Source organism: Legionella parisiensis, assembly GCF_001467945.1.
Taxonomy (GTDB): Bacteria; Pseudomonadota; Gammaproteobacteria; order Legionellales; family Legionellaceae; genus Legionella; species Legionella parisiensis.
In genome coordinates this window covers 471411-494760 of record NZ_LNYQ01000012.1, presented here as the reverse complement: position 1 = coordinate 494760, position 23350 = coordinate 471411, and the positions used below count along the sequence as shown (strand labels likewise).

Sequence of the window (23350 nt, the reverse complement as noted above, 5' to 3'; positions counted from 1 at the left end):
GGTTATGGTATAATTCCACCATGAAAACGCCTATCGAACATTCTATTTTTTCTTCTGAGTTTCAAGAGATTCTTGCCCCATTTCAAATAGAAGAATTTCAATCACTACAACAAGAAGCCCAGGAATGGAAAGATAAATACCATAATCTTTTAGAACAATTACGCCTGGCCAAACAACAACACTTTGGTCGCTCCTCAGAAGCCCATATAGGGCAAGGCGAATTGCAATTTGACGAAGCTGAATCGGTTGAGACAACAGAGCTTCCTCAAGAAGAAAATACCGTAACAGTAATCTATACGCGTAAAAAACCAGTACGACGTCCATTGCCTGCGCATTTACCTCGAGTCATTATCGAACACGACATTCCCGAAGAAGAGAAAATGTGTGCTTGCGGCTGTATGAAAGAACGTTTTGGTGAAGAGGTTACGGAACAACTGGAGTATATTCCTGCCCAACTTTCAGTAATTGCCCATGTTCGTCCAAAATACGCCTGCCGTCCCTGTGCTGAGGGAGTGAGTATGGCACCCATGCCGCAACTATTCCTTCCCAAGAGTATGGCAACCCCAAGCCTTGTGGCTCATACCGTTATTAGCAAATATGAAGACCATTTGCCTTTGTATCGCCAGGAGCACATATGGCAACGATTAGGGATAGAGATGCCAAGAAACACCGTGTGTGGCTGGATAATGGCGGCTTTCGAGGTGTGCGAACCAATGGGGACAGCCCTTCATGAGGAACTTATTGCATCGAATTATTTGCAGGTAGATGAAACTACCATGCAGGTTATGGATGAGCCGAAGAGAAAGAATACCAGCACCAGTTACATGTGGGTCTACACGAACCACCGACCCGATAAAAAAGTGGTACTTTTTGATTACCAACAAACCCGCGAGGCTCGATGGCCAAAACAAATGCTTAAAGATTTTAAAGGCTATCTGCAAACCGATGGCTACAAAGGGTATGATTGGGTTGATGACCGCCCCGACATTATCCATTTGGGGTGCTTTGCTCACGCCAGGAGGCCTTTTGCCCAATTAGTAAAGCTTGCGAAGACCACAGGGAAATCACATCAGGCTGTGGCTTACATTCAAAAGCTTTATCGTATTGAAAAAGTAGCGCGCGACAAAAACCACACTCATCAGCAACGATATGAGCTGCGTTTGCAGCAAGCCAAACCCATCTTGGGTGAGCTTAAAATCTGGCTGGACAAAACAATAAAAACAACAGTACCTAAATCCAAATTGGGTGAAGCGTTATTTTATATGCACCACCGATGGGGTGAGCTTACTGCCTATCTTTTAGATGGGGCTCTGGAGATTGACAATAATCTCATAGAAAACCTCATAAGACCCTTTGCTTTAGGGCGAAAAAACTGGATGATGGCCGGTAGCCCTAGAGGAGCTCATGCTGGAGCCCTATTCTATAGCCTCATTGCCACAGCCAAGACCAATGGACTCAATCCATTCAATTATCTCAAACATCTCTTTGAAAATATACGCTCCTGCAAAACTTCAGAAGATTATAAGGCATTGCTGCCCTTTAACATCAAGCAGCCTTAACCCAATTTCTTATCCTATACAACCTGTATTTAGCCGAACGTTTACTTTAAAAATAAAACTTCCTTTTGGATTAAATGAAAATAAGTCCATTGTGCACATTGCTAATGTTGCTAGTGGTAAGAATTGTAACTGTATTTGTCCGTCTTGCAACTCTCCACTAATTGCAGCCAAAGGCACAAAAAATCAGCACCACTTTAAGCATGCCACTACCATTGAATGTGAAGGAGGATTGGAAAGTGCCATCCATATGGCTGCTAAACAGATTATAAAGGAGCGAAAACAAATTAAGCTCCCTGAATATACCATCAACAAAACAATATTAGATTCGAAAGAAAAAATGCACCTCGAATATAAAACTCTTGTCGAGAAAGGAAGGTCTATTTACTTCGACTCTGTACAAGAAGAACAAGAGCTCAATGAAATACGAGCCGATATTTTAGCTATAGCAAGCAACCAGAAACTTATAATAGAGATATTTTATCGACATAAAGTGGATGATCAAAAAATTGAGAAAATTAAGGCGGCTAATATATCTACTATTGAAATTAATCTCTCTGATCTCAAACCAGACGATGTGAAGGACTGGGAAACTTTTTGGCTCTGTATTAACGATCCGAATCGTGCTCAATGGCTATATAACGCCAGAGCAGCAACTGAAAGTGTAGAACTTGAAAAACAATTGAGAGTAAAGGTTCAAAAAATAGAAAAAGAATATGCGCTGGAAGAAATTAAGAGACTTAAACAGGAGCAAGAAGTAAAACCAGTACTTGAAAAAGCTCTGGAGGAATTGAAGATACTTCGCACTAAGAAACATGGAGCTTGAACAAGAGGTAGACAAGCATCCTGCATGGAAATTTTATAGTAAGTATCTTCTACATTCAGCGGGTGAATTGCCAAATTTTCTGAATATAGATGTCTCTGACGGAGATTGGATTTTTGGTTGCGATAAACATATATGGCAAACAGCTTTTTATTATAATTTTTTCATTCTCAATGAGAACAACAAAAATTATTTCTCTATTAAGCAGGTAGATGATTGGCTTCAAAAGGTAGCCAAATGTAAAATCCCTCCTTGTGCTCAGATTGTAGGGAAATATGGTAGGCGCTTTCCTGAGCTTGTTCCCACTAATATTTCAGGAAATATGCCTTCATCATGGAGAACCCTGAGGGAATATTTTAATCATCTCGACAAATTAGGAATGCTTATATATGCCGGGAATGATCGTCGCCATAGAGGAAGTTTCTGGTTTCAAATTCTCAACAGGGATTTCAATTCTTATAAGCCTTACCCTTCTTCTTTAGTCGAGAAATTTCCCGTCGCACATGGTTATCAGGTTTGAATCCTTGCCGCTCCAGGTGATCATGTGCATTATCCTGCAATAGCACTTGACCTCCTCCGGTGAGCTGAACCAGATCGCATTTGGACAAGTTTCGCAAGCTGTGGTGATCTTTGGCTGGCGAGCCTTGTCTAATGCTGAAAGAGTTGGGCTTTGTACTGCCCCTTCTATTTCCAGTGGCTGTTCCAGCAGCCTCATGGCCTCCTGAAGTTCTTCCTCGATGGCTTTGTCGGTTTGATCTTGATTGATCATGCGATTTCTCCCGTTCAAAATTTAGTTTTCGACGTTGATTTTCCAAATCTAAATCAGCAAAAGTGATTGGCATTTGATATTGACTAACAATTTGCAAGATAATTTTTTTAAATAGTGGAGACCCGTTCACAAAAATACAGTCACCATAGCGCTGCCTTGCCATTTCCAAGGCTTTTTTAAGCGCAGGAATAGAACCACCTTTAGAAATTACAATTTCTTTTCCATTGTCTCTGATGATGGCGTTATCCTTTTTATAAATCTCAGTACCTTCTTTAGTAACAGAGTCGATTTGTTCAAAATTAAAAGAGGGAAAAACTGAGTCGGTGCCTGATATCGTGTAATTATTTTTGTTTTTTCGGTTACGATAACGCATTGCCATTAAAGCATCATGGTCACCACTTTGTGCTTTTTTTTGTAGCCAATCAGCCCAGGTCTTATTTTGAAAATTTTCCATTAAACTGTGCCGAGCATGCGTATAATTTTCCCTGATTTTCTCAATGTCGTGCAGGAGAGTTTTATTGATTTGCTGATAAAGAAACTTTTTGCTCATTCTTGAAAGGTTCATTAACTTTAAAGCGGTTCGTTTCATTTGTCCTCGTTTTTTGGCCTTATCAATCAATTTGACTTTAGCTTCGCGCAAGTTTTTTAGTTTTGCTGAACGTACATTTTGGTTTTGTTCTTTTTCATGCTGGTATTGGGCATAGAGTTCACTACTAATAATCGTTTTGTTTAGTGGTTCATACCGATAAACATTGGATGATGATAGATTAGTTATTGAAAGCAATGGCTCAAATACACCAAGTTTTGATTCAAGACGCTGTTTTGAAAAATTTCTTGATACAGAACTTGCTTTGACCATAAGACCATCCTCATCACAAAAAATAAAGCCATTAGCCCTGATTAGTATTCTCATATGGTGTTTAGCTAAAGCCTTATGTAAGTCGCTCCAATTTTGGGCCGCTTCGATTTGCGCTTTACAATTGCGCTTCATCCAGTTAATCAGGCTCTCAATACCTGAATGGAGCTCCATATCGTCAGCAAGGTTTTCTGAACGGTTTTTACGGGTTTGATGATTAGTTATTTGAAGACCTAATTCAATTTCGAGTTTGGATGCAACCTCAGAAAAGGTCTTATATGCCCTATAAGGTTCAATCATATTAAAGGTTTGGGGATGAATTTTATTAATCGCAACATGAATATGGAGATTGTCTGTGTCATGATGAACAACGGAGATTCTTTGATGTTCTTTAAATCCAATCGACGATGCCACTCTGTCTTCAATTTCTTGTAAAGCTTGAGATGAAGGATTTTCTCCTGGGGCGAAAGAAATGAGCATATGGTAGGTTTTATCGCCCAACGCTCTCTGGTTTCTAGCCTGTGTTGCCAATACCTCCTGAACAGCCCAAATGGGATCGATACTATTACAGTTTGATAGTCTGACTTTGCCCACACGCTCCTCTTTGTTTTGTTTATTACAAAGATACTGGACAAGCCCCGAAAAACTGCTGAGTCTTGTTTTCTTCATGGGAATATGGCGAATAATCATAGTTTTTTCACCACTTCAAACATCGCATCCTGGGTGGTTTGAATACGAGTTAACAATGTTTTTATTGTTTGTAGGTCAAAATGCGCGACACGTTTATCCTGAGTCAGCCAAAGTTTTAATAATCCACCAAGCCGTCCTAAGTCTCCATTAATCTTGGCTAGCTGCAGTACATAATCCTTATCAACACTACTTTGAATTTGATAACCGAGACTAATCCTTCTTAAATACTCGGCAATTGAAAGGCCAGCAGTGGCTGCATTCGATTTAATTTGAATTTCTTCAGATGGCAAAACAGGAACACGAAGATGACGACCATTTTTTCTGGTGGGGGTTTTAAGTTTCTCGTCCATAAGGATGCTGGCCTCTTAATTAAGTGGTTATGCAATCCTTTGAGTATCGATTTGATCTCAAAACACAGTTTTTTCGTTGAGCACCGAAGGTGCGAATAAGACTCGTGAGGTTTGGTAGCCAGCTTGCTGGTTAGCTAACTTCACCTATCTTGCCCTGCGTTTTAAGTTCATCTAATGGCATACTATCAGGTAATTTTATGTAATTTCAAGGTTATTTTTCGTAACGCCCTATTAATTACTTATAATTACAATTAATTACGACAAATTACACTAATGTGTATTTAAAAGTTAGTTTAATTACGAAAAATGGAAGGAAAATAACATAACCTATTGCGGTGTAACGCAATATTTCATACTATCGAAGGGAACAACAATAAATTAACAGTATGAACATGGGAAACTCCCTCAGCGAACGAATCGCAGCCAAGCAGATAAATAGGAAATGTTCTGATAAATCGGTCAACAAAGCCGCTTTTCTTGCGCTAAAACAGGATATCGATGCGGCATTGACTGACGGCTGGTCCATCAAGTTGGTCTGGGAAACTTTAGTTGAAGAAGGAAAAATCTCATTTTCATATAAAACATTTTGTGGCTATGTAGCACGTTTGATTGCTGCAGAAGAGAAGCCATCTATGCAGGAGAACACCAAGGAAGATGAAAAGGCTAAAAGTAAAGCAAAAAATGAAATTCGTGGCTTTACATTTAATCCAAAACCCAATCTGGAGGAACTCTTGTAATGGCAAAAATTCATATCACACTGCAAGGCAAAGGCGGTGTCGGCAAATCATTTATTTCAGCAACAACTGCGCAATACAAAAACTATAAAGGTCAAGCCCCACTGTGTATTGACACCGACCCTATAAATTCAACCTTTCATGGCTTTAAGGCCTTAAATGTTGACCATATTCAGGTCATGAGCGGCGATGAGATCAATCCCAGGCTATTCGATGCCCTCATCGAAAAAATTGCCTCAACAACTAATGATGTAGTCATTGACAATGGCGCTAGTTCTTTTGTACCGCTATCTCATTACCTCATCAGCAACCAAGTTCCTGCTTTGTTAAAGGAGTTGGGGCATGAGATGATTATTCATACTGTCATCACCGGCGGCCAGGCCTTGTTCGACACTATTAATGGCTTTGCGCAGCTGATTGATCAGTTTGCAAATGAAGCACAGTTTGTCGTCTGGCTTAATCCCTATTGGGGAGCAATAGAGCATGAAGACAAATCCTTCGAACAACTAAAGGCTTACCGTGACCACAAAGACAACATATCAGCCTTAATCCAAATCCCCGATCTGAAAAAAGAAACATACGGCCGGGATCTAACCGAAATGCTGCAACAAAAACTGACTTTTAACGAGGTGCTGAGCACACCAGACAAAAGCATCATGACCCGCCAACGCTTAAAAATAGTTCGTGATCAGCTGTTTGGTCAGTTAGACAACGCCAAGGTGATCTAATGTCAGATAAATTTGATGCAGCGATTCAGGAGATCGCCATTAAGCATGGGGTGGTTTTAAGCAAGGAGGATCCAATTCTCATCCTGCAGACCATAAATGATAGATTGATTGAGGAAACCCAACAGGCCCAAGCGGTTATGCTAACTCAGTTCAGAGAGGAAATGGAGAGTATTTCCTCTCAATGGAAAGATGATGCTAGGGAAAAAGCTGAAAAGATACTCAATATGGCATTAGCCAGCAGTAAAGAAGCTATGACTCGTTTGTTGCAGGAGGCCACAAATGAATCAGTATCGGTAATTAAAAAAGTAATTTCTGATTCAGTAGCAGATGTTCATGATATGGCAAAGCAAACAAAAAATTATAGTCTGTTGGCCATATTTGGATCAGCGTTGGTTGTATCTTGTGTATTTTTAGCTCTATTTGTAATTTAGCACTGGAATTTGATTTATGACTGTAGAGACTGAAGTAGAACTTATTCCTCCAAGACCTTATGGCTTAATTTCAGATTTTAGTAGCATTAAATATGAAAATAAGGCTTGTATGTATCCAGGATGCAATGAACCACCTATTGGTTCTCATGTTTTATCTAAATCATGCATTAGAAAATATGCAAACAATCAGATAATTCAACTACAAACTCTTGTTTATGAACCATTTGAAAACATAAGACCTAAAGAAAAACGAAAATACTATAAACCATGCGATTTAGATAAGATCTCAACCTTTAAAGGATTTTGTAATAAACACGACCATAGCCTTTTTCATGAATTGGATAATTTTGATGGTATTGTAACTCCCAAGATTGCTCTGCTAGCTCATTACAGAATTATATGTTATGGGTTAAATGTTCTTCAATTGCAATTAAAACAACACGAATTTTTGAAGGATGCTGCATTTGTGGGAGGCGCATCAAAAAAAACCAATGAAAAAGCCAGAAGAATTAAAAATGGATTTTTCCTGCGTGGATTAAAAATGGCCGAAGCAGATTATTTAGAAAGAAAAGAAATCTGTGAAAAGCTGCTTAATGCTGTTGATCCCCAAATGAATTATATTCATTTTGAAGGAGGAATAGAGAATCCTCTATTCGTTGGGAGGGCTGGCATATTTTTACATCAATTTGGCAGGGAGCGATTACCCAAAAGATTTATGGCCCAAATGCCATTTATTACATATTCATCTATTTCAGATGGAAAAACATGCAATCTAATATTTGCTTATCTTCCGCAAGATGCCAAAGAATATTCCAAAGATCTAGATATTTTTATTAACCACCCAGATTTCAAAAAACGGCTGGAAGTTTTAATTTATTCTCAAAGTGATTGTTGCATTTTGAGAAAAGATCTTACAGAAGCTCACAGTAGTACTATTAAAGCGATAGTTGATTTTTATCGTTAACTCTATTTCAATTGGTTCACGCATAATGAATTAATTTTTACCCAATTTTTTGGGGCGTCATTGGGGCATTAAATTAAAATCCGGGGCTTTTTTGGGACATTTTGTAGACAATGATAGACCATGAAATACAACATAAAAATTATTAAAAACCCGCCCAATGCATTGATTTCATTGGGTTTATGATGGTCTTTGGTGGTCAGAAATGGTTTTAATGATTGGTGGAGGCGGCGGGAATCGAACCCGCGTCCGCAAATCCTCTGCCTTCAGCTCTACATGCGTAGCCGTGTCTTTTGATTTAACTGTGCATTCTCCGACGGGCAGGATACTACACAGCGATTCCCTGAGTTTCGCGCCTTAATACGGGATGGATTAGGACGCTAGCTTATCTCTTATGACCGTTGATTCGATACCGATAAGCGGGCTCGGTCGAACGGGATACTGGGTTTATTGGCCAGTACACAGTGATGGTTCAACTAAAGCGCTTATTAGGCAGCGATAGCTTCTCCACCAGCAAAGTTTTCATCGTTTGCATTTATATTTAGTTTGAGTCTGATTTACGAGAGTTCTCAATCTCGGCATGCACCTCTGGTTTTGCAACCCACGTCGAAGCCAGGTCGCCCCCTTTGTACACTTTAAGTATAACATAAAATGTGTGCCAATTAGCAGCTTTCTTTGAAAATTCAGGATGGGCTTGCCTGGGTTAAGACTTTTGTCCTCCCCCAGGCTTTGTTTTTACCCTTGAATACCGTTATGACGTAACAACGCATCAACCGTTGCCGGGCGGCCACGGAATTCTTTGTAGGCCTCCGCAGCTTTCTTCGAGCTGCCGGCTTCCAAGATGCAATGCAGGAAATCGTGCCCCGTTTTGGGATTTAATACCCCTTCCTCTTCAAAACGAGAAAACGCATCACTGGATAAAACTTCTGCCCAACTGTAACTATAGTATCCTGCCGCGTATCCGCCCCCAAATATATGGCTAAAGCTCTGCGGAAAACGATTGTAGGGCACAACAGGAATCACACTGGTTTTGGAACGTACGTCAGCGAGGATATGCTCAACCAAGGATTCCTGCTTGGGCGCATACTCTTGATGGATACGAAAATCGAATATGGAAAATTCCATCTGCCGTAACATCGCCATTGCCGATTGGAAATTTTTTGCGGCAATCAACCGTTCAAAAAGAGTTTCGGGAAGCGGTTCACCGCTGTCTACATGCGCGGTCAACACATCCAACCCACTCTTCTCCCAACACCAGTTTTCAAAAAATTGGCTGGGTAATTCGACTGCATCCCACTCGACCCCATTAATGCCTGATGCGCCCAGATAATCGACCTGAGTTAAAATATGATGCAAACAATGGCCAAATTCGTGGAATAAAGTGACCACTTCTTCATGCGATAACATCGCAGGCTTATTGGCAGATGCTTTTGCAAAATTACAGGTCAAGGTCGCGATGGGTAACTGTACCGTGCCATCTTCCAACCTTCTGCGGCTTTGTAATGAATCCATCCAGGCACCGCTGTGTTTGTTCGGTCTGGCAAACAAATCCGTAAACACGTAGCCGCGAACGTTATTGTGTTCATCAACTACACAATAACATTGTACGTCTTTATGCCAAATATCCACGCCCTGCACTTCTTCAATGGACATCCCATAAAGTTTTTTAACAAGATTAAACACACCCTCCATGACCTTAGGTTGCGGAAAATAGGGTCGTAAATCTTCCTGTGACAGGGTAAACAATGCTTGTCTTCGTTTTTCAGACAGATACGCTACGTCCCAAGGCTTTACGGGTTTAAGCTTAAATTTTTCCTCAGCAAATTGCTGCAACTGCTTGAACTCTGTTGTTGCTTGCGCATGGATGCGCTGAACCAAATCATCCATAAAATCCCTGACTTGGCCAGTTGATTCTGCCATTTTGGTCGCAAGCGACAATTCTGCATAGTTGTTAAATCCTAAAAGCTCGGCTTTTTCATGGCGTAATGCCAAAATTTCCTGCATCAAAGGTGTATTGTCATAAGTTCCAGCATGAGGACCTTGATCTGAAGCTCGAGTAATAAAGGCCTGGTACATTTCTTCGCGTAGCGCACGATCTTCGGCATAAGTCATCACTGCTTGATAACAAGGGTATTCCAAAGTCAATACATGTCCTTCAAGACCTTTTTCAGCAGCAACTTCTCTGGCAGTATTTAAAGCATGTTCGGGCAGCCCTGCCAAACGTGCAGAATCTTTAATATGAAAGGTAAAGGCTTGGGTTGCATCCAGTATATTATGTTCAAATTTATTGGTTAGCTCATCCAGGCGCGTCTGAATTGCTTCAAAGCGTTTTTTACGTTCCTTATTCAGGGCAACCCCTGATAACTCAAAATCACGCAGGCTGTCGGCAATCAGCTTTTGTTGCACTGGGTTGAGCGCATGTTTGTCAATTGATTTAATGGCTTCATACAATTCATGGTTATGACCCATTGCTGATTCATAAGCGGAAAGCAATGGCAAGCAGGCATCATAGCATTTGCGTAACTCGGGAGAATCGAGGACCCCATGCAAATGAGACATCGGCGACCAAAAACGTTCCAGTTCATCAGCCATATCGTCTAAGGGGTACATTAGGTTGTCCCAGGTATAATGAGGGTTTTCTTTGAGTAAACGGTCAACCTGATCCAAATGTTTTTTTAACATAGCGTCCAGATGGGATTGAAAATGATTGACATCGATACGGCTAAATTGGGGTAGTCCTACGGTTACTGACATGCTTTACCTTCAAAAATGGATACAAGACGTAAAGCATAGCATTCAATTCATAAAGCCTCTATACCTCAATGAACTCATTGAGATATAGAAGCGTGTTATCTGTTAGGCGGGGATGACAGAATAGACAACCAGGCTACGGGACTACGTGCGGCATTGCGCCAAGCCTTATGTCTTAGATACAACAAATCGAATTATCGCATTCCATTTCTTCCTCATCATCCTCGGGAATAACATCCAAATCTACAGTGGGCGGCGCTTTAGCGCTAAAAAGCCCTAGTCTGGATAATGCAGAGGAACGATCCAGGGTATCCCTAGGCCGCCTATTGGCTACTTCTTCGGTAAGGGCAAAATTTACAATGCAAACTGTAACCAGGATAAGTGCCCCAATGAGCGGTAAAATCGGATTCACAGCAAATACGGGAAGCGCCATACACATCCCTAAAAAAATAAAGACTGTAGTCGCTACATGCGAGCCTAAGCGAAACTTTTCTAAAGCTATTTGCTTATCTATGGCTTTAAGATGTTCTTTTATTTGTCGTTCCTCTTTTAAGGTATGCGGCTTATCGAGCATCTCGCTGTATTGTGTGCGCAGTTCATACATGCGACTCAACTCAATATAAGCCCGAGTCATAGCCCAAATGACATCAAAGGCAAAAACAGCAAGGGATACGTAAAATGCAAAAGGAGCTAAGGCTCCGGTTAAATAAAAGGTATTAATCAGACCTGAACCTACCCAAACAATATCATTGCCAAATTCAAAATAGCGTCTTTTGATTTGGGCACTAAAACGCACCGCCCAGCCTAATGAAATTTCGCGCTCATCCATCCACCAACCAGGAACGGTGTGCTTAAATAAAGAAAAAAGATTCACTACCAAGCGCGGCAACCAAAAAAACCATGCCAGGTGTATGAGAAACGGATCCATCACTGTGTCCATGATTTTTACAAAGCGAAGGTATACTTGGGATTCTGTATGCACCAAGGCAAGAAGATCCAATGCACGTTTTGAACGAACAATGAGGAGTCGCCATAAATTGATGTCCATGATGGTATTTCGTAATTCCTGGGTGACGGAAAAATTTTCAGGAGCTTTTCCAGGCAGCCTTTTGGGGAAATTTGAAATAAGTTCTGCCAATAATTCACGATACAGATTTTGTTGGGCACGTAAGCGAACCACTTCTCTGGGTATGTCCATATGGTATCGATAAATGTGCTCCAAAAGTTCAGCCATCATCAATGCGGCAATCAATTGTTCACGGAGCTCATCGCGATCTATAGGTTTTGGGGAGAGAAATTTAGCCCTGAGTTGTTGTCCTAAAAGGCTATATTCCAAGTTCATCACCAGATGCATGGGGATTATTTTACGATAAAAATCGGGTCCCAACTTTTTAATACTTTCTGTGAACGTCCAATTCAATGGATTATCAGCCTGGGCAACAAGAGAGAGCTCAGGAAAGGTTTCATGCAAATGTCGAATTAGTGGGATCATGATGTCCTAAAATATATTTTTGGGATATCAAATAGACAATAGTATATTAATCATTTGCTTACTGTCTATAAATAACTTTAAAAGTAAAAAAATAGGCCTAATTATATATAAATATGCACAAAAAGAAAATTTATGACCGGATTGTGTTCCCATGCGCGATTGTTTGGCAATTATGATGGTGATGTTTTCATAACATCAGCCCCTATGATTTGCCTGATTCGACTATACTATATTTAGGTTAATTTATCGATTTCGCATGCTCATAAAACAGGAAAATAGGACAAAATTAGCTCTTTTTGAAAAAAAATAGTCAAAATGAACTTGTTTTCTTGATGATTAATGTCATCTGAGCGACAATAGCACACCTAGTTAAGTGCACAAGAGAACCCATGAATCTTTCCAAAGAATTAGCTAATGCCATTCGCATGTTAAGTGTAGACGCAGTAGAACAAGCCCAGTCAGGGCATCCAGGAATGCCGTTAGGCATGGCTGATATTGCCACCGTTTTATGGAAGAAGTTTTTAAAACACAATCCGAAGAATCCTCACTGGTTTAACCGCGATCGTTTTGTCTTATCCAATGGGCATGGCTCCATGCTGATTTATTCATTACTGCATCTGACTGGATACAATCTTTCATTAGATGATCTGAAGCATTTTCGTCAACTTAATTCGAAAACCCCTGGGCATCCAGAATTTGGCCACACTCCTGGGGTAGAAACTACGACCGGACCTTTAGGACAAGGCTTAGCCAATGCAGTAGGCATGGCTTTGGCAGAGCGCGTTCTCGCAACGCACTTCAATCGCGATGATTTGCATCTTGTGGATCACTATACTTATGCCTTTACTGGTGATGGCTGTCTTATGGAAGGCATTTCCCACGAAGCATGTTCGCTAGCGGGTACTTTGGGTTTAGGAAAACTGATTGTTTTTTATGATGACAATGGAATTTCTATTGATGGTAAAGTCGAGTCTTGGTTTACTGATGATACAGCACAACGCTTTAGAGCCTATCAATGGCACGTCATCGAGGCAGTAGACGGCCACAATATGGACGCGATTGAGCAAGCCATTCTTAAAGCACAAGCCAATACCACGCAACCCACGCTGATTATCTGCAAGACAGTAATTGGTCTCGGCTCCTCTGTAGCCGGTAGTGAAAAAGCCCATGGCTCTGCATTAGGTGCAAAAGACGTTGCCAAGGTACGCGAATTTTTTAAATGGAACCACGAACCTTTTATTATTCCCGATACCATTTATCAACAGTGGAATCATGCGGAACAAGGGGAAAAAGAAGAGCAGCAGTGGTTAATGCTTTTGAATGAATACCAACAACACTATCCCCAAGAACATTATGAATTTTTACGTCGCATCAATGGCGATCTTCCCGATGATTGGCAAAGCCAAAGCCATGCATTTTTTGAGCACTGCCGCAGCAATGATAAAGCCATTGCGACGCGTAAGGCCTCCCAGCAATGCATCGAACATTTTGCCCGCATGCTGCCTGAAATGCTTGGCGGCTCCGCCGATTTAACCGGTTCCAATAATACCGATTGGTCTGGCAGCAAGGCCATTACTGGCGAGGACTTTACAGGGAATTACCTGTATTATGGCGTGCGTGAATTTGCGATGGCAGCCATCATGAATGGTATTGCGGTCCATGGAGGATTTATTCCTTATGGCGGAACATTCCTGGTTTTTGCCGACTATGCGCGCAATGCTGTACGTTTAAGTGCTTTGATGAAACAACGCGTTATTTATGTCTTTACCCATGATTCGATTGGTTTAGGCGAAGACGGCCCAACACATCAGCCAGTTGAGCATGCGTCCATGTTGCGGATGACTCCAGGCATGACCGTATGGCGCCCTGCAGATTTAATGGAAACAGCCGTTGCATGGAAACTCGCTTTGGAGCATCATAATGGCCCAACATCCTTACTGCTTTCAAGACAAAATTTACCTGCATTGCCACACGGCGCAAGCGCAGCGGAACTGATTAAAAAAGGAGGTTATATCATTATGGACTGCGATGGCACCCCGGATGCCATCCTGATTGCAACGGGCTCGGAAGTTCAGCTTGCACTTGCTGCTGCAGAACAAGTGCAAGCACACAACCTTAAAGTGAGAGTCGTTTCCATGCCTTGTGCAGAACGGTTCCTGGAGCAAGACCAAAGTTATAAAAATGAGGTATTGCCCCAAAACATTCACACGCGTATCGCAATTGAAGCAGCCAGTTCGGCGTATTGGTATCAATTTGTTGGTTTGCACGGTGCAGTAATTGGTCTGGATCGTTTTGGCGTATCAGCTCCTGCAAGCCAAGCATATCAATATCTAGGTATTACGGTAGAACACATAATTAAAACTTTGGAAAAATTAGTACAAAAAAATTAAAACATTATTTAAAGAATTTGTAGCCTGGGTGAAGTGAAGCGTAACCCGGGGAGCGATCATGCATCTCGGGTTACAGCTTTACCCAGGCTACGATTCACCGCCATGAAGTTAAGCAAAAAACTGTCGTTCCTGCGAAGGCAAGAACCCATTTCTAGCGAGGCAAAATGCCGCTTTAAAAATAGATTCCCGCCTTCGCGGGAATGACAAAAATCCTTAACTTATTGGCAGTGAGACGAGATTAGAAGCTTAACTTGAGATAAGTAACTCATTACTAAAATTGGAGAGGAGTAATATGACAATACGTGTCGCGATTAATGGCTACGGTCGCATTGGCCGTTGTATCTTAAGAGCAATTTTTGAATCCAAAAAACAAAATGAATTTGAAATCGTTGCGATCAATGACTTATCCGCCATTGAGACTACAGCACATCTGACCCGCTATGACACTACACATGGCCGCTTCACATCCGATGTGAAGGTTGAAGGCGACATGTTAGTAGTTGATGGTCATGCAATCAAAATCATTGCCGAACGTAACCCGCAGAATCTCCCCTGGAAAGAACTAAAGATTGATTTAGTTTTAGAGTGTACCGGTTTCTTTACTGAGCGAGAAAAAGCGATGCAACACATTACTGCTGGTGCGAAAAAAGTATTGATTTCTGCCCCAGGAAAAAACGTGGATGCAACCATAGTTTATGGAGTCAACCATCAAACACTTAAAGCATCAGATCTCATCGTTTCCAATGCGTCATGCACCACCAATTGCTTGGCACCTGTTGTAAAACCATTAAATGATGTTTTAGGTATTGAATACGGTTTATTAAATACAGTTCATGCCTACACCAATGATCAAATGCTTTTGGATGGAAGCCATGAAGATTTACGTCGCGCCCGTGCAGCAGCCCACTCTATTATCCCGACAAAAACAGGGGCAGCGGCAGCTGTAGGCTTGGTATTGCCTGAATTAGCAGGAAAACTTGATGGCTTTGCAATGCGTGTTCCAGTTCTTAATGTGTCTGTGATTGATTTGACCTTTACTGCAAAACGTGAAACCACTGCACAAGAAGTGAATGACATTGTACGCCAGGCAAAAAGCCGTATCTTGCAAATCAATGATGATCCTTTAGTATCTTGTGATTTTAATCATAACCCGGCATCTTCCATTTTTGATACCACGCAAACCAAAGTGTTCGGCAAGCTCGTGAAAATAGTCGCATGGTACGATAATGAATGGGGCTTTTCTAATCGTATGCTGGATACTGCACAGCAAATGATGAGCTGCTAAAACCCCAGTTTGGAGATAACTGATGAATCTGATACAAATGAGTGATGTAGATCTGTCTGGAAAACGGGTGTTAATTCGCGAAGATTTGAATGTTCCAATCAAAGATGGAATTATTACCAGTGATCAAAGATTACAGGCCGCACTACCCACTTTGAAAGCTGCCTTGGCTGCTGGCGCTGCAGTTATGCTCTTATCTCATTTAGGGCGTCCAGAAGAGGGAAAAATAGAACGGCGTTTTTCCATGCAACCCATTGCAGAATACTTGCAGGAAAACTTGGACTACCCTGTTCATTTCGTAAGTGATTACCTCAATGGCGTCGATGTTAAACCAGGTGAACTCGTGGTTTGTGAAAACGTACGCTTTAATGTTGGTGAAAAAAATAATGACGAGCAACTGGCTAAAAAACTCGCCAGCCTCTGTGATGTCTTCGTTATGGATGCTTTTGGTACAGCCCATAGAGCCCACGCCTCTACGTACGGTGTAGCTCAGTATGCATCGATTGCCGTTGCAGGACCTTTATTGGTCCATGAACTGGATGCTTTGCAGAAAGCACTTGCTGCACCAAAAAAACCGATTGTTGCAATTGTTGGCGGTGCAAAAGTTTCTACAAAACTCAGTTTATTACGCCAGTTAGTTACCCTTGTTGATTATTTAATCCCTGGTGGCGGCATTGCAAATACCTTCCTAAAAGCACAAGGATTTGAAATCGGTGTCTCTCTTTATGAAGAAGAGCTGCTGCAAGAAGCACGTGAAATTCTCCAGTTAGCTAAAGAAAAAGGCTGTCATGTCCCATTACCGAGTGATGTGGTGGTAGGCAAATCCTTTAGCGAACAATGTCCGGCCTATAACAAGTCGTTGCAAAATGTTGCATCTGACGACATGATCCTCGACATCGGCCCTACAACGGTAAGTGAGTATGTAGATATTATTAACAAGGCCCAAACCATCATTTGGAATGGTCCGGTTGGCGTTTTTGAATTTGCACAATTTGCTTATGGAACACGTGCATTGGCCATTGCTATTGCTGAAAGCGATGCGTTTTCAATAGCTGGTGGCGGTGATACGCTTGCAGCGATTGATCTCTATGATCTGAACCAGCAAATTTCTTATGTTTCTACTGGAGGTGGGGCATTTCTTGAGTGTTTGGAAGGAAAGACCTTGCCAGCTGTTGCCATTTTGCAGGAGCGAGCAAAAGATGTTAAGACAAACTAAAATCGTTGCCACTTTAGGACCATCCAGTAGTGATCCGGCAATACTTCGTGCCATGTTAACCGCAGGTGTTGATGTGGTACGCATCAATTTTTCCCATGCAGATGCCTCTGCATTACAGCTCATTGCTTTGGTGCGAAACATCGCCGAGGAATTAAATCGGCCACTGGCAGTAATGGCTGACTTACAAGGACCTAAAATCCGCATTGGCCGCTTCCAAAATAAATCCATCACTTTAGTTGAAGGACAAGCCTTTACTTTGGATTGCAATGCCCCCGAGCTGTTAGGTGATACGAATGAAGTGTCTGTGGCTTACCCGAGTCTGTCTCGTGAACTGACCCCAGGCGATCATTTACTGCTTAATGATGGCTTAGTTGAATTAGAGGTTAAAAGCATTTCCAACTCCAAAATTCACTGTACTGTCGTTGAAGGCGGCATCTTAAGTGATCTGAAAGGACTAAACAGAAAGGGCGGTGGATTGGCAGCCAGAACCATGACCGACAAAGACAAGCGTGATTTACATACCGCCATTGAGGCAGAGGTAGACTACATCAGTTTATCCTTTGTAAAAGATGCCGAAGACATTCGTCATACCCGCGCACTCATGACTCAATTTGGTAAAAAAATACCCGTCATTGCCAAAATTGAACGCACTGAAGCGTTACACCACCTCACTGAAATTATTCAGGAAGCGGATGCAATTATGGTCGCCCGCGGCGATTTAGGTGTTGAAATCGGTGCTGCGGAAGTACCCGCGATTCAAAAACACATCATTGGTGAAGCCCGTCGATTAGACAAAGTTGTAATTACCGCAACGCAAATGATGGAATCGATGATTAACAATCCTCAACCCACACGGGCAGAAGTTTCGGATGTTGCCAATGCCATATTGGATGGAACAGATGCGGTGATGTTGTCTGCAGAAACGGCCAGTGGTCAGTTTCCAGTAAAAGTTCTGAGCATGGTTAATAAGATCTGCTTAAGCGCAGAAAAACATGCCAGTTTTTACTATCACAGCACTGATGAAACCTGTCATTACCACCGCGCGGATCAAGCAATTGCCATGGCCACGATGCACGCAGCCAATCATTTTCCTATACAGGCAATTATTACCCTGACTGAGTCCGGTGATACCGCTTTATGGATATCACGACAACAAAGTACGGTTCCTATTGTCGCTGTATCGGCTAATAAGCGAACTATAGGTCGTTTGTGCCTTGCCCATAATGTTTTCCCGGTATTTATGAATTATCATCAATTCGCTACCGAAACACTGAATCAACAAGTGCTTGAGGAATTAATAAAGACAGGCCATTTTGAGAAAAAAGGCTTCGTTTTATTAACTCGCGGCCGCGTCATTGGTACCGCGGGTGGTACAAACAGTATGGAGATTATTCGGATTTAAATGTACTCTATAATAAGTTCGCTGCGGGTGTAGTTCAATGGTAGAACCTCAGCTTCCCAAGCTGATGGCGTGGGTTCGATTCCCATCACCCGCTCAAAATGATTTACTTGCATTTAGCAAACGAAGCATCCCTTAAATGGAAAATTAACCTAATTAAATTCAGCATTAACAAGAAACAACTTTTAAAGTTTGGGGCTGCCTTTCAGAGATCCGCCTGCGTCGCAGCACCCCATATAGAGTGCGACCGTTTATCTGAATCAATTAACTATTCGATGATTTCTTCTTTTTTGTCATTTCGAGACAAACCCAGTTTCTCTTTCAAACGTGCTACAACATCTGGATCATATTGTTTTGTCGTTTTATGTTTCACCACTACAGCTGTTGTCTTAGCCGGTTGAGTTGGTGCATTTAACGTATTGTACGTTGAAGAGCGTGCTGGATAAGTAGGAAAATGATCCTCTGCCACCAAGGGTGATTGGCTTATTTTCGCTTGAAAACTCGAGGTTTGCTGATTCGAGCTGGTTTGAACTGGTGCTTTTTCTGTCTGAACTTTACGTGCATTTCTTACACTTTTCTCGACACGCTTTTTAATCTTGGCTGCCGCATGCTCTGCTTCCTCTTCACTGACCGCACCGAACTCATTACCGTGCAGATCAACTCGCATTTCTCGCAGCTTTAAGCATGCCAAGTAATCAAGTCGGCGCGTAAATAAAACCACTGCTTCCCTTAATTTACTTTTGGAAATACCCACTTCTTCTGCCTTATCCGCAAAAAGCAAAATATCATCCATAATTCCCACTTTTAACGGACGGATTCGTAACGAATTATCAAATGCTGCAGGGAAATTTGCAGCGAGCCACAATAAGGCGTCTGTTCGTGCTTTTTTAGACTTATTTTTTTGAGCTTTATTAATAACGGCAGTGCGTGGGTGCAGCTCTTGTCTTCTCATTAGAGTACCCTTGTTAGATATTGAATGTCATATCCGGAAATGAAATCATTCACATTAAGAATGAGCGCACAATGTACAATGTTTAATGATTGTTTGCAAGCACTCTGAATCATGTTCAGTAATTGCACATAAAAACTGAAAATCAAAAGTAGAAAAATAAGCGCTGATAGTCCTATAATGAAAACAAGATTGCTTTAATCTGCCAATGTTGTTGATACTATTTTCGTTGATATGTCTGGCCAGATATATCATTTGAAGACATATGGAGCACATATGACCAATTTCATACAAAAAATGTTTATGGTATTTCTTGCTGTATTTTTTCCATGGATCGTGTTCTTAATGAATGATAATCCTGGTGCAGCATTTGTTTCTTTAGCCTTACAAGCTACGGTGATTGGATGGCCTTTTGCAACCATTTGGGCATGGCGAACACACTACCCTCCCCCAAAAGAAAAAAAATAACTTATTTCATCAAGGAGAACTATGCTAACTCGTGTTATTGTTAATGGGGCCAATGGTAAAATGGGGACCCTAGCCTGTGAAACTCTGCAAAACCATAAGGAATTTGAATTAGTTGCACAACTTGGCAAAAAAGATGATTTGGCGCAAGCCATCAAAGACACTAAAGCACAAATTGTTATTGATCTGACTCGTGCGGATTGTGTTTATCAAAATAGCCTCACGATTATCAATCACGGTGCACATCCTGTTATTGGCACATCTGGACTACTTCCTGACCAAATTAAAGAATTAACTGCTTTATGTGAAAGCCACCGTCTGGGTGGAATTATTGTTCCTAATTTCTCTATAAGCGCAGTCTTAATGATGCTCTTTGCTGCCAAAGCTGCTGAATATTTACCTGAAGTAGAAATTATTGAGGCACATCATCAACAAAAGCTGGATGCACCGTCTGGAACTGCTTTAAAAACTGCTGAAATGATTGCTGCAGCACGAAAGAATCCTAAGAACAAATTGAATCTAAAAGAATTAATCCCTGGTGCACGCGGAGGAGTTCACTGTGAGATCAATATTCATTCCTTGCGCCTGCCTGGCGTGATTGCCCGTCAACAAGTCATTTTTGGCAGCCCAGGTGAAACCTTAACCATTACCGATGACTGCATTGATCGCCGTAGTTTTATGCCTGGAATTATTTTGTCATGTCAGAAAGTAACGGGATTATCTACATTAATCTATGGTCTTGAGCACTTACTTTAGTGTCTGTTACAACTCTACTATCTTGACTAAAATTGTAAACAGACCCTAATTAACATCTGTAGCTGGGTGAAGCGAAACGCTTAGAAAACGAGTTTTATATTGGCTCGATTTTTGTTGCGTTGTGCTTCATCTTGGCGTTCAGTAATAATTAGTTACCTCATAAAGATGTGACTCTTTCGACTTTTTAAACAAGCTGGTCCACTCATCTACAGTCGTTCCAACCAATTCAGAAAAACTGGGACTTTCACTTGGCTTTAAAAAGCTGCGCAAACGTCCATAAACGGAATTAGTTGCCTCAGTACGGCTTTCATCGGACTCAGGGCGTTCAAATGCAATTTGGAGTATCTTTTCAACTCGAATAACATTATCTTTCCCAGAGGATGGATTCTGCATTAAATCAAAGATTTTCTGTATTCCATCAGGACAGGTCGGCGGCTCAGGAAAGAACACTGCAGACCAACGTGAACCCGTGTCTATTGGAGTAAACAGGCTTTTCTCATTGATTAATGGATGTAAGGCATCATAAAGCCTATTACAATTTGTTTTACCTAATTGTCGCGCAGCCAAACGACAGAGCAGTGTATTTCCAGGCAATAAATATTCCTTTATTTTTTTAGAGCCGCCAATAAAAATATTTTTCACTTCGTTATCGGTTGCAATCCGGTCATCCTCTTTAAGCGCTCGCTCATTATCCAGACGTTTGATAATTTCAGTGGCTATATCTTCTGGTAAATACCAATCAGGAGTTTTTATTCCTTCAGATCCTGGCGCATTCTGCCCTGCATGTTCATGCTGATGACGACTCATATAAAGATCAGCAACCAAGGAGACAAAACGAATGCGATTTTTTTTATCCCAAAGTTCATCAAATATAGGCCAGCTTCCATAAAGCTCTTTATAAAGAATCATGGCATCAGTATGAATAAGCTCAATCGCTTTTCTATCCTTGCCACTCACACAAGAACCATAAGAATGGCCGCCAATAGTCAAAATAATCAGCTGCTCCAGAGAACTCAAAAACAATTCTCTGCCTGCATAATCAAATATCGTCGCCGTCCCTGGTTTTGATTCTAAGACACTTTTATATTGCTCCAAAAGCGTCTGCAGCCCTGGGGTCGAAGAAGCATATTTTTTCGCAACAGCCAATAAATTCAAACTGTCTTTATCATTTGACGGGGTATAATAAACGCGTTTTGCTATATTATAGGGGTGATTGCTTTGGAGCATTGCTTGAGTTTTTGCTCGCCGTTCTACCGCAGCACGCGCTAATTTGTACAGCTCCAAATCCGGAGGTAGTGTTGGCAAATAATCCGTTATCCAATTTGGTACATAATCTGCTGCATGAATTGGACTAATCAGCGTTTGTAACAGTGGAAGCTGCTCTGAATTCGAATGCTCCATCACTTTAGCAAGATTTGAATCGCTATGGCGCTCCTGAACTGCCTGCGGCCATTCCAATCCATCGCGTGTGGCAATATGGCTTGAGCGATACCGCTTCTTTGAAAGTTCACGAATTTTTCCCTCACGGCTTACTGCCAATAAACTATGTGCAGCATAATTCGCAGGTAAAGGCAGCGTTCGGTGACGGCTGGATAAAAAGGTAACTGCATCTTCTTCCCGATCGAACTCTTTAAGTACATGCCCCAGAAAAAACTGCTGATGATGGGGTAATACCCAATACCATTGTGGAATACTTGAAATGTATCCCACTGAGTCGGCACATTCCCGCTTAAAATTCTCTGAGGTGAGCAGCTTTTTAAACTTGTCTAATTTTTTATCCACAGTATAAGGATCAGCCGCCAAAATTCGTATCATTTCTCGCAGGTGTGGACTCAGCTGATTAAACCATAAAGGAAGCGGTGAAGATCCCGTAGCAATTTGCTGTAAGTCTGTAGTCAAACTGATTGCTTTCTTTTTTATTGAATCCCAATTGAGTAAGAAATCATTAAAATCATGGACCACTTCAGTGGGGCTTTCGATTTTTCGATCCAGATTGCAAAAATAAGCTTGTTGATGCTCATTAAGAGTATAAAACCAGGGCGGAGTTTTAGGATATCTTCCTTTTTTTATTTGCTTTAATTCATTTAGGACTTGCTCATAGGAAGGAGAAAGTGATTCGTCGAGCTGGATAATGTAGTCATCATCTCCCAGCTTCATGGGCGTTAATGTTGCCAGATCATAGCGGCCATGACGCATTAAGTCATACTGCTCTGCCTCATTCAAAAGCTCGACTGCTTCTTTAATAGAAACACCCCATACCAAAGCAATCACTTCAAGTAATTTGGCGGTGTATCTTTCGAGCTCTATATGCAATTCATCTGTTGAGCCATTTACTTCTAACGCCCTATCTTTACATTCACCCACATACTCTTCTAAAGTGCTTTTGGCCAAAAAGCTGCTTTGCAGTGGTAGCGGATACGCTTCAAGAAGAAAGGAGAACGCTTTACAAAAACTATTAATCCGTCGCTCATAACTGCGGTGATTATCAGGCTTCTGGTGGTAAGTTTCTAAAATATAGCCAGGAAAGCGAATTTCTAAGGCCTGGAGTACTTCTTGTGGTAATTCGGTACCATAAGGTACACGTAAAATAATTCCTTTTCCCATCGATTAATTTCCTTAACTACTTACCCCAGTTCAAAATATCGCTGGTACGCAAGCGATTCAAAAAGAGGTTATTTTAGTCCTAATCTCTTCGTTATTATTGTATAAATAATTCCATGAAACAATTACAATAATCACTTAATTTGATAAA

Annotated in this window: 19 protein-coding genes, 1 tRNA gene and 1 other RNA gene; 14 read left to right on the top strand and 7 right to left on the bottom strand. The window is 41.3% G+C overall.

Annotated features, from left to right (window positions below):
- The first annotated feature begins 20 nt into the window (after window positions 1-20).
- Genes tnpC through Lpar_RS18755 form a run of 3 tightly spaced genes read left to right on the top strand, consistent with a single transcriptional unit; the run spans window position 21 to window position 2899 of the window.
- Window positions 21-1559 carry an IS66 family transposase gene (tnpC, locus tag Lpar_RS04835; RefSeq protein ID WP_065236069.1) on the top strand — a complete coding sequence of 513 codons (1539 nt, stop codon included), beginning with the start codon at window positions 21-23 and terminating at the stop codon, window positions 1557-1559.
- Entirely contained in the window at window positions 1450-2382 is a 933-nt protein-coding gene (locus Lpar_RS18760) for a DUF7828 domain-containing protein (protein WP_115341283.1), read from the top strand. Before tnpC ends, Lpar_RS18760 begins: the two co-directional genes overlap by 110 nt.
- A complete protein-coding gene (locus Lpar_RS18755; protein WP_069683465.1) occupies window positions 2372-2899 on the top strand; it encodes a hypothetical protein in 528 nt (175 codons plus the stop codon). The genes Lpar_RS18760 and Lpar_RS18755 overlap by 11 nt, the downstream gene beginning before the upstream one ends.
- Here the strand turns inward: Lpar_RS18755 and traI are convergent.
- Window positions 2829-4694 carry a TraI/MobA(P) family conjugative relaxase gene (gene traI, locus Lpar_RS04825; RefSeq protein WP_058516851.1) on the bottom strand — a complete coding sequence of 622 codons (1866 nt, stop codon included), beginning with the start codon at window positions 4692-4694 and terminating at the stop codon, window positions 2829-2831. The two genes, Lpar_RS18755 and traI, sit on opposite strands and share 71 nt — an antisense overlap.
- Entirely contained in the window at window positions 4691-5044 is a 354-nt protein-coding gene (traJ, locus tag Lpar_RS04820) for a conjugal transfer transcriptional regulator TraJ (protein WP_058516850.1), read from the bottom strand. Before traJ ends, traI begins: the two co-directional genes overlap by 4 nt.
- Before the next feature lie 392 nt (window positions 5045-5436).
- Between traJ and Lpar_RS04815 the strand changes: the two genes are divergently transcribed.
- Genes Lpar_RS04815 through Lpar_RS04800 form a run of 4 tightly spaced genes read left to right on the top strand, consistent with a single transcriptional unit; the run spans window position 5437 to window position 7901 of the window.
- Window positions 5437-5781 carry a TraK family protein gene (locus Lpar_RS04815; RefSeq protein WP_058516849.1) on the top strand — a complete coding sequence of 115 codons (345 nt, stop codon included), beginning with the start codon at window positions 5437-5439 and terminating at the stop codon, window positions 5779-5781.
- Window positions 5781-6506, top strand: coding sequence for an ArsA-related P-loop ATPase (locus Lpar_RS04810; RefSeq protein ID WP_058516848.1), 726 nt, complete (start codon window positions 5781-5783; stop codon window positions 6504-6506). The genes Lpar_RS04815 and Lpar_RS04810 overlap by 1 nt, the downstream gene beginning before the upstream one ends.
- Complete coding sequence (locus Lpar_RS04805) at window positions 6506-6937, top strand: conjugal transfer protein TraM (RefSeq protein ID WP_058516847.1); 432 nt, start codon at window positions 6506-6508, stop codon at window positions 6935-6937. The genes Lpar_RS04810 and Lpar_RS04805 overlap by 1 nt, the downstream gene beginning before the upstream one ends.
- A 16-nt stretch (window positions 6938-6953) precedes the next feature.
- Window positions 6954-7901: a hypothetical protein gene (locus Lpar_RS04800; protein ID WP_058516846.1), complete on the top strand. Its 948-nt coding sequence runs from the start codon at window positions 6954-6956 to the stop codon at window positions 7899-7901.
- A 216-nt stretch (window positions 7902-8117) separates the two neighbouring features.
- On the opposite strand, the gene ssrA is transcribed toward Lpar_RS04800, so the two are convergent.
- The 3 genes from ssrA to Lpar_RS04790 form a co-directional block, all read right to left on the bottom strand.
- Window positions 8118-8523: a transfer-messenger RNA gene (gene ssrA / locus Lpar_RS18305) on the bottom strand.
- A gap of 110 nt (window positions 8524-8633) precedes the next feature.
- Window positions 8634-10652 carry a M3 family metallopeptidase gene (locus tag Lpar_RS04795; RefSeq protein WP_058516845.1) on the bottom strand — a complete coding sequence of 673 codons (2019 nt, stop codon included), beginning with the start codon at window positions 10650-10652 and terminating at the stop codon, window positions 8634-8636.
- A 172-nt stretch (window positions 10653-10824) separates the two neighbouring features.
- A complete protein-coding gene (locus Lpar_RS04790; RefSeq protein ID WP_058516844.1) occupies window positions 10825-12141 on the bottom strand; it encodes a hypothetical protein in 1317 nt (438 codons plus the stop codon).
- A gap of 389 nt (window positions 12142-12530) precedes the next feature.
- On the opposite strand from Lpar_RS04790, the gene tkt reads away from it, so the two are divergent.
- From tkt to Lpar_RS04765, 5 genes are all read left to right on the top strand, one after another.
- On the top strand, window positions 12531-14531 hold the full coding sequence (gene tkt / locus Lpar_RS04785; RefSeq protein WP_058516843.1) for a transketolase: 2001 nt from the start codon (window positions 12531-12533) through the stop codon (window positions 14529-14531).
- A 292-nt stretch (window positions 14532-14823) separates the two neighbouring features.
- Window positions 14824-15816 carry a type I glyceraldehyde-3-phosphate dehydrogenase gene (gene gap, locus Lpar_RS04780; protein ID WP_058516842.1) on the top strand — a complete coding sequence of 331 codons (993 nt, stop codon included), beginning with the start codon at window positions 14824-14826 and terminating at the stop codon, window positions 15814-15816.
- Window positions 15817-15838: 22 nt separating this feature from the next.
- On the top strand, window positions 15839-17029 hold the full coding sequence (locus Lpar_RS04775; protein WP_058516841.1) for a phosphoglycerate kinase: 1191 nt from the start codon (window positions 15839-15841) through the stop codon (window positions 17027-17029).
- Window positions 17013-18431 carry a pyruvate kinase gene (gene pyk / locus Lpar_RS04770; RefSeq protein WP_058516840.1) on the top strand — a complete coding sequence of 473 codons (1419 nt, stop codon included), beginning with the start codon at window positions 17013-17015 and terminating at the stop codon, window positions 18429-18431. Before Lpar_RS04775 ends, pyk begins: the two co-directional genes overlap by 17 nt.
- 23 nt (window positions 18432-18454) lie before the next feature.
- Window positions 18455-18525: transfer RNA gene (locus tag Lpar_RS04765), tRNA-Gly, on the top strand.
- A 171-nt stretch (window positions 18526-18696) separates the two neighbouring features.
- Here Lpar_RS04765 and Lpar_RS04760 read toward each other — a convergent pair.
- The gene (locus tag Lpar_RS04760; protein WP_058516839.1) at window positions 18697-19380 is read right to left on the bottom strand and encodes a ProQ/FinO family protein; all 684 of its coding nucleotides are present in this window, start codon (window positions 19378-19380) and stop codon (window positions 18697-18699) included.
- A gap of 273 nt (window positions 19381-19653) precedes the next feature.
- Here Lpar_RS04760 and Lpar_RS04755 point away from each other — a divergent pair, with 273 nt between their 5' ends.
- Both Lpar_RS04755 and dapB read left to right on the top strand, forming a co-directional pair.
- Window positions 19654-19845 carry a hypothetical protein gene (locus Lpar_RS04755; protein ID WP_058516838.1) on the top strand — a complete coding sequence of 64 codons (192 nt, stop codon included), beginning with the start codon at window positions 19654-19656 and terminating at the stop codon, window positions 19843-19845.
- Window positions 19846-19866: 21 nt separating this feature from the next.
- Complete coding sequence (dapB, locus tag Lpar_RS04750; protein WP_058516837.1) at window positions 19867-20598, top strand: 4-hydroxy-tetrahydrodipicolinate reductase; 732 nt, start codon at window positions 19867-19869, stop codon at window positions 20596-20598.
- Window positions 20599-20736: 138 nt separating this feature from the next.
- Here the strand turns inward: dapB and Lpar_RS04745 are convergent, their stop codons facing one another.
- On the bottom strand, window positions 20737-23202 hold the full coding sequence (locus Lpar_RS04745; protein WP_058516836.1) for a hypothetical protein: 2466 nt from the start codon (window positions 23200-23202) through the stop codon (window positions 20737-20739).
- Window positions 23203-23350 lie beyond the last annotated feature (148 nt).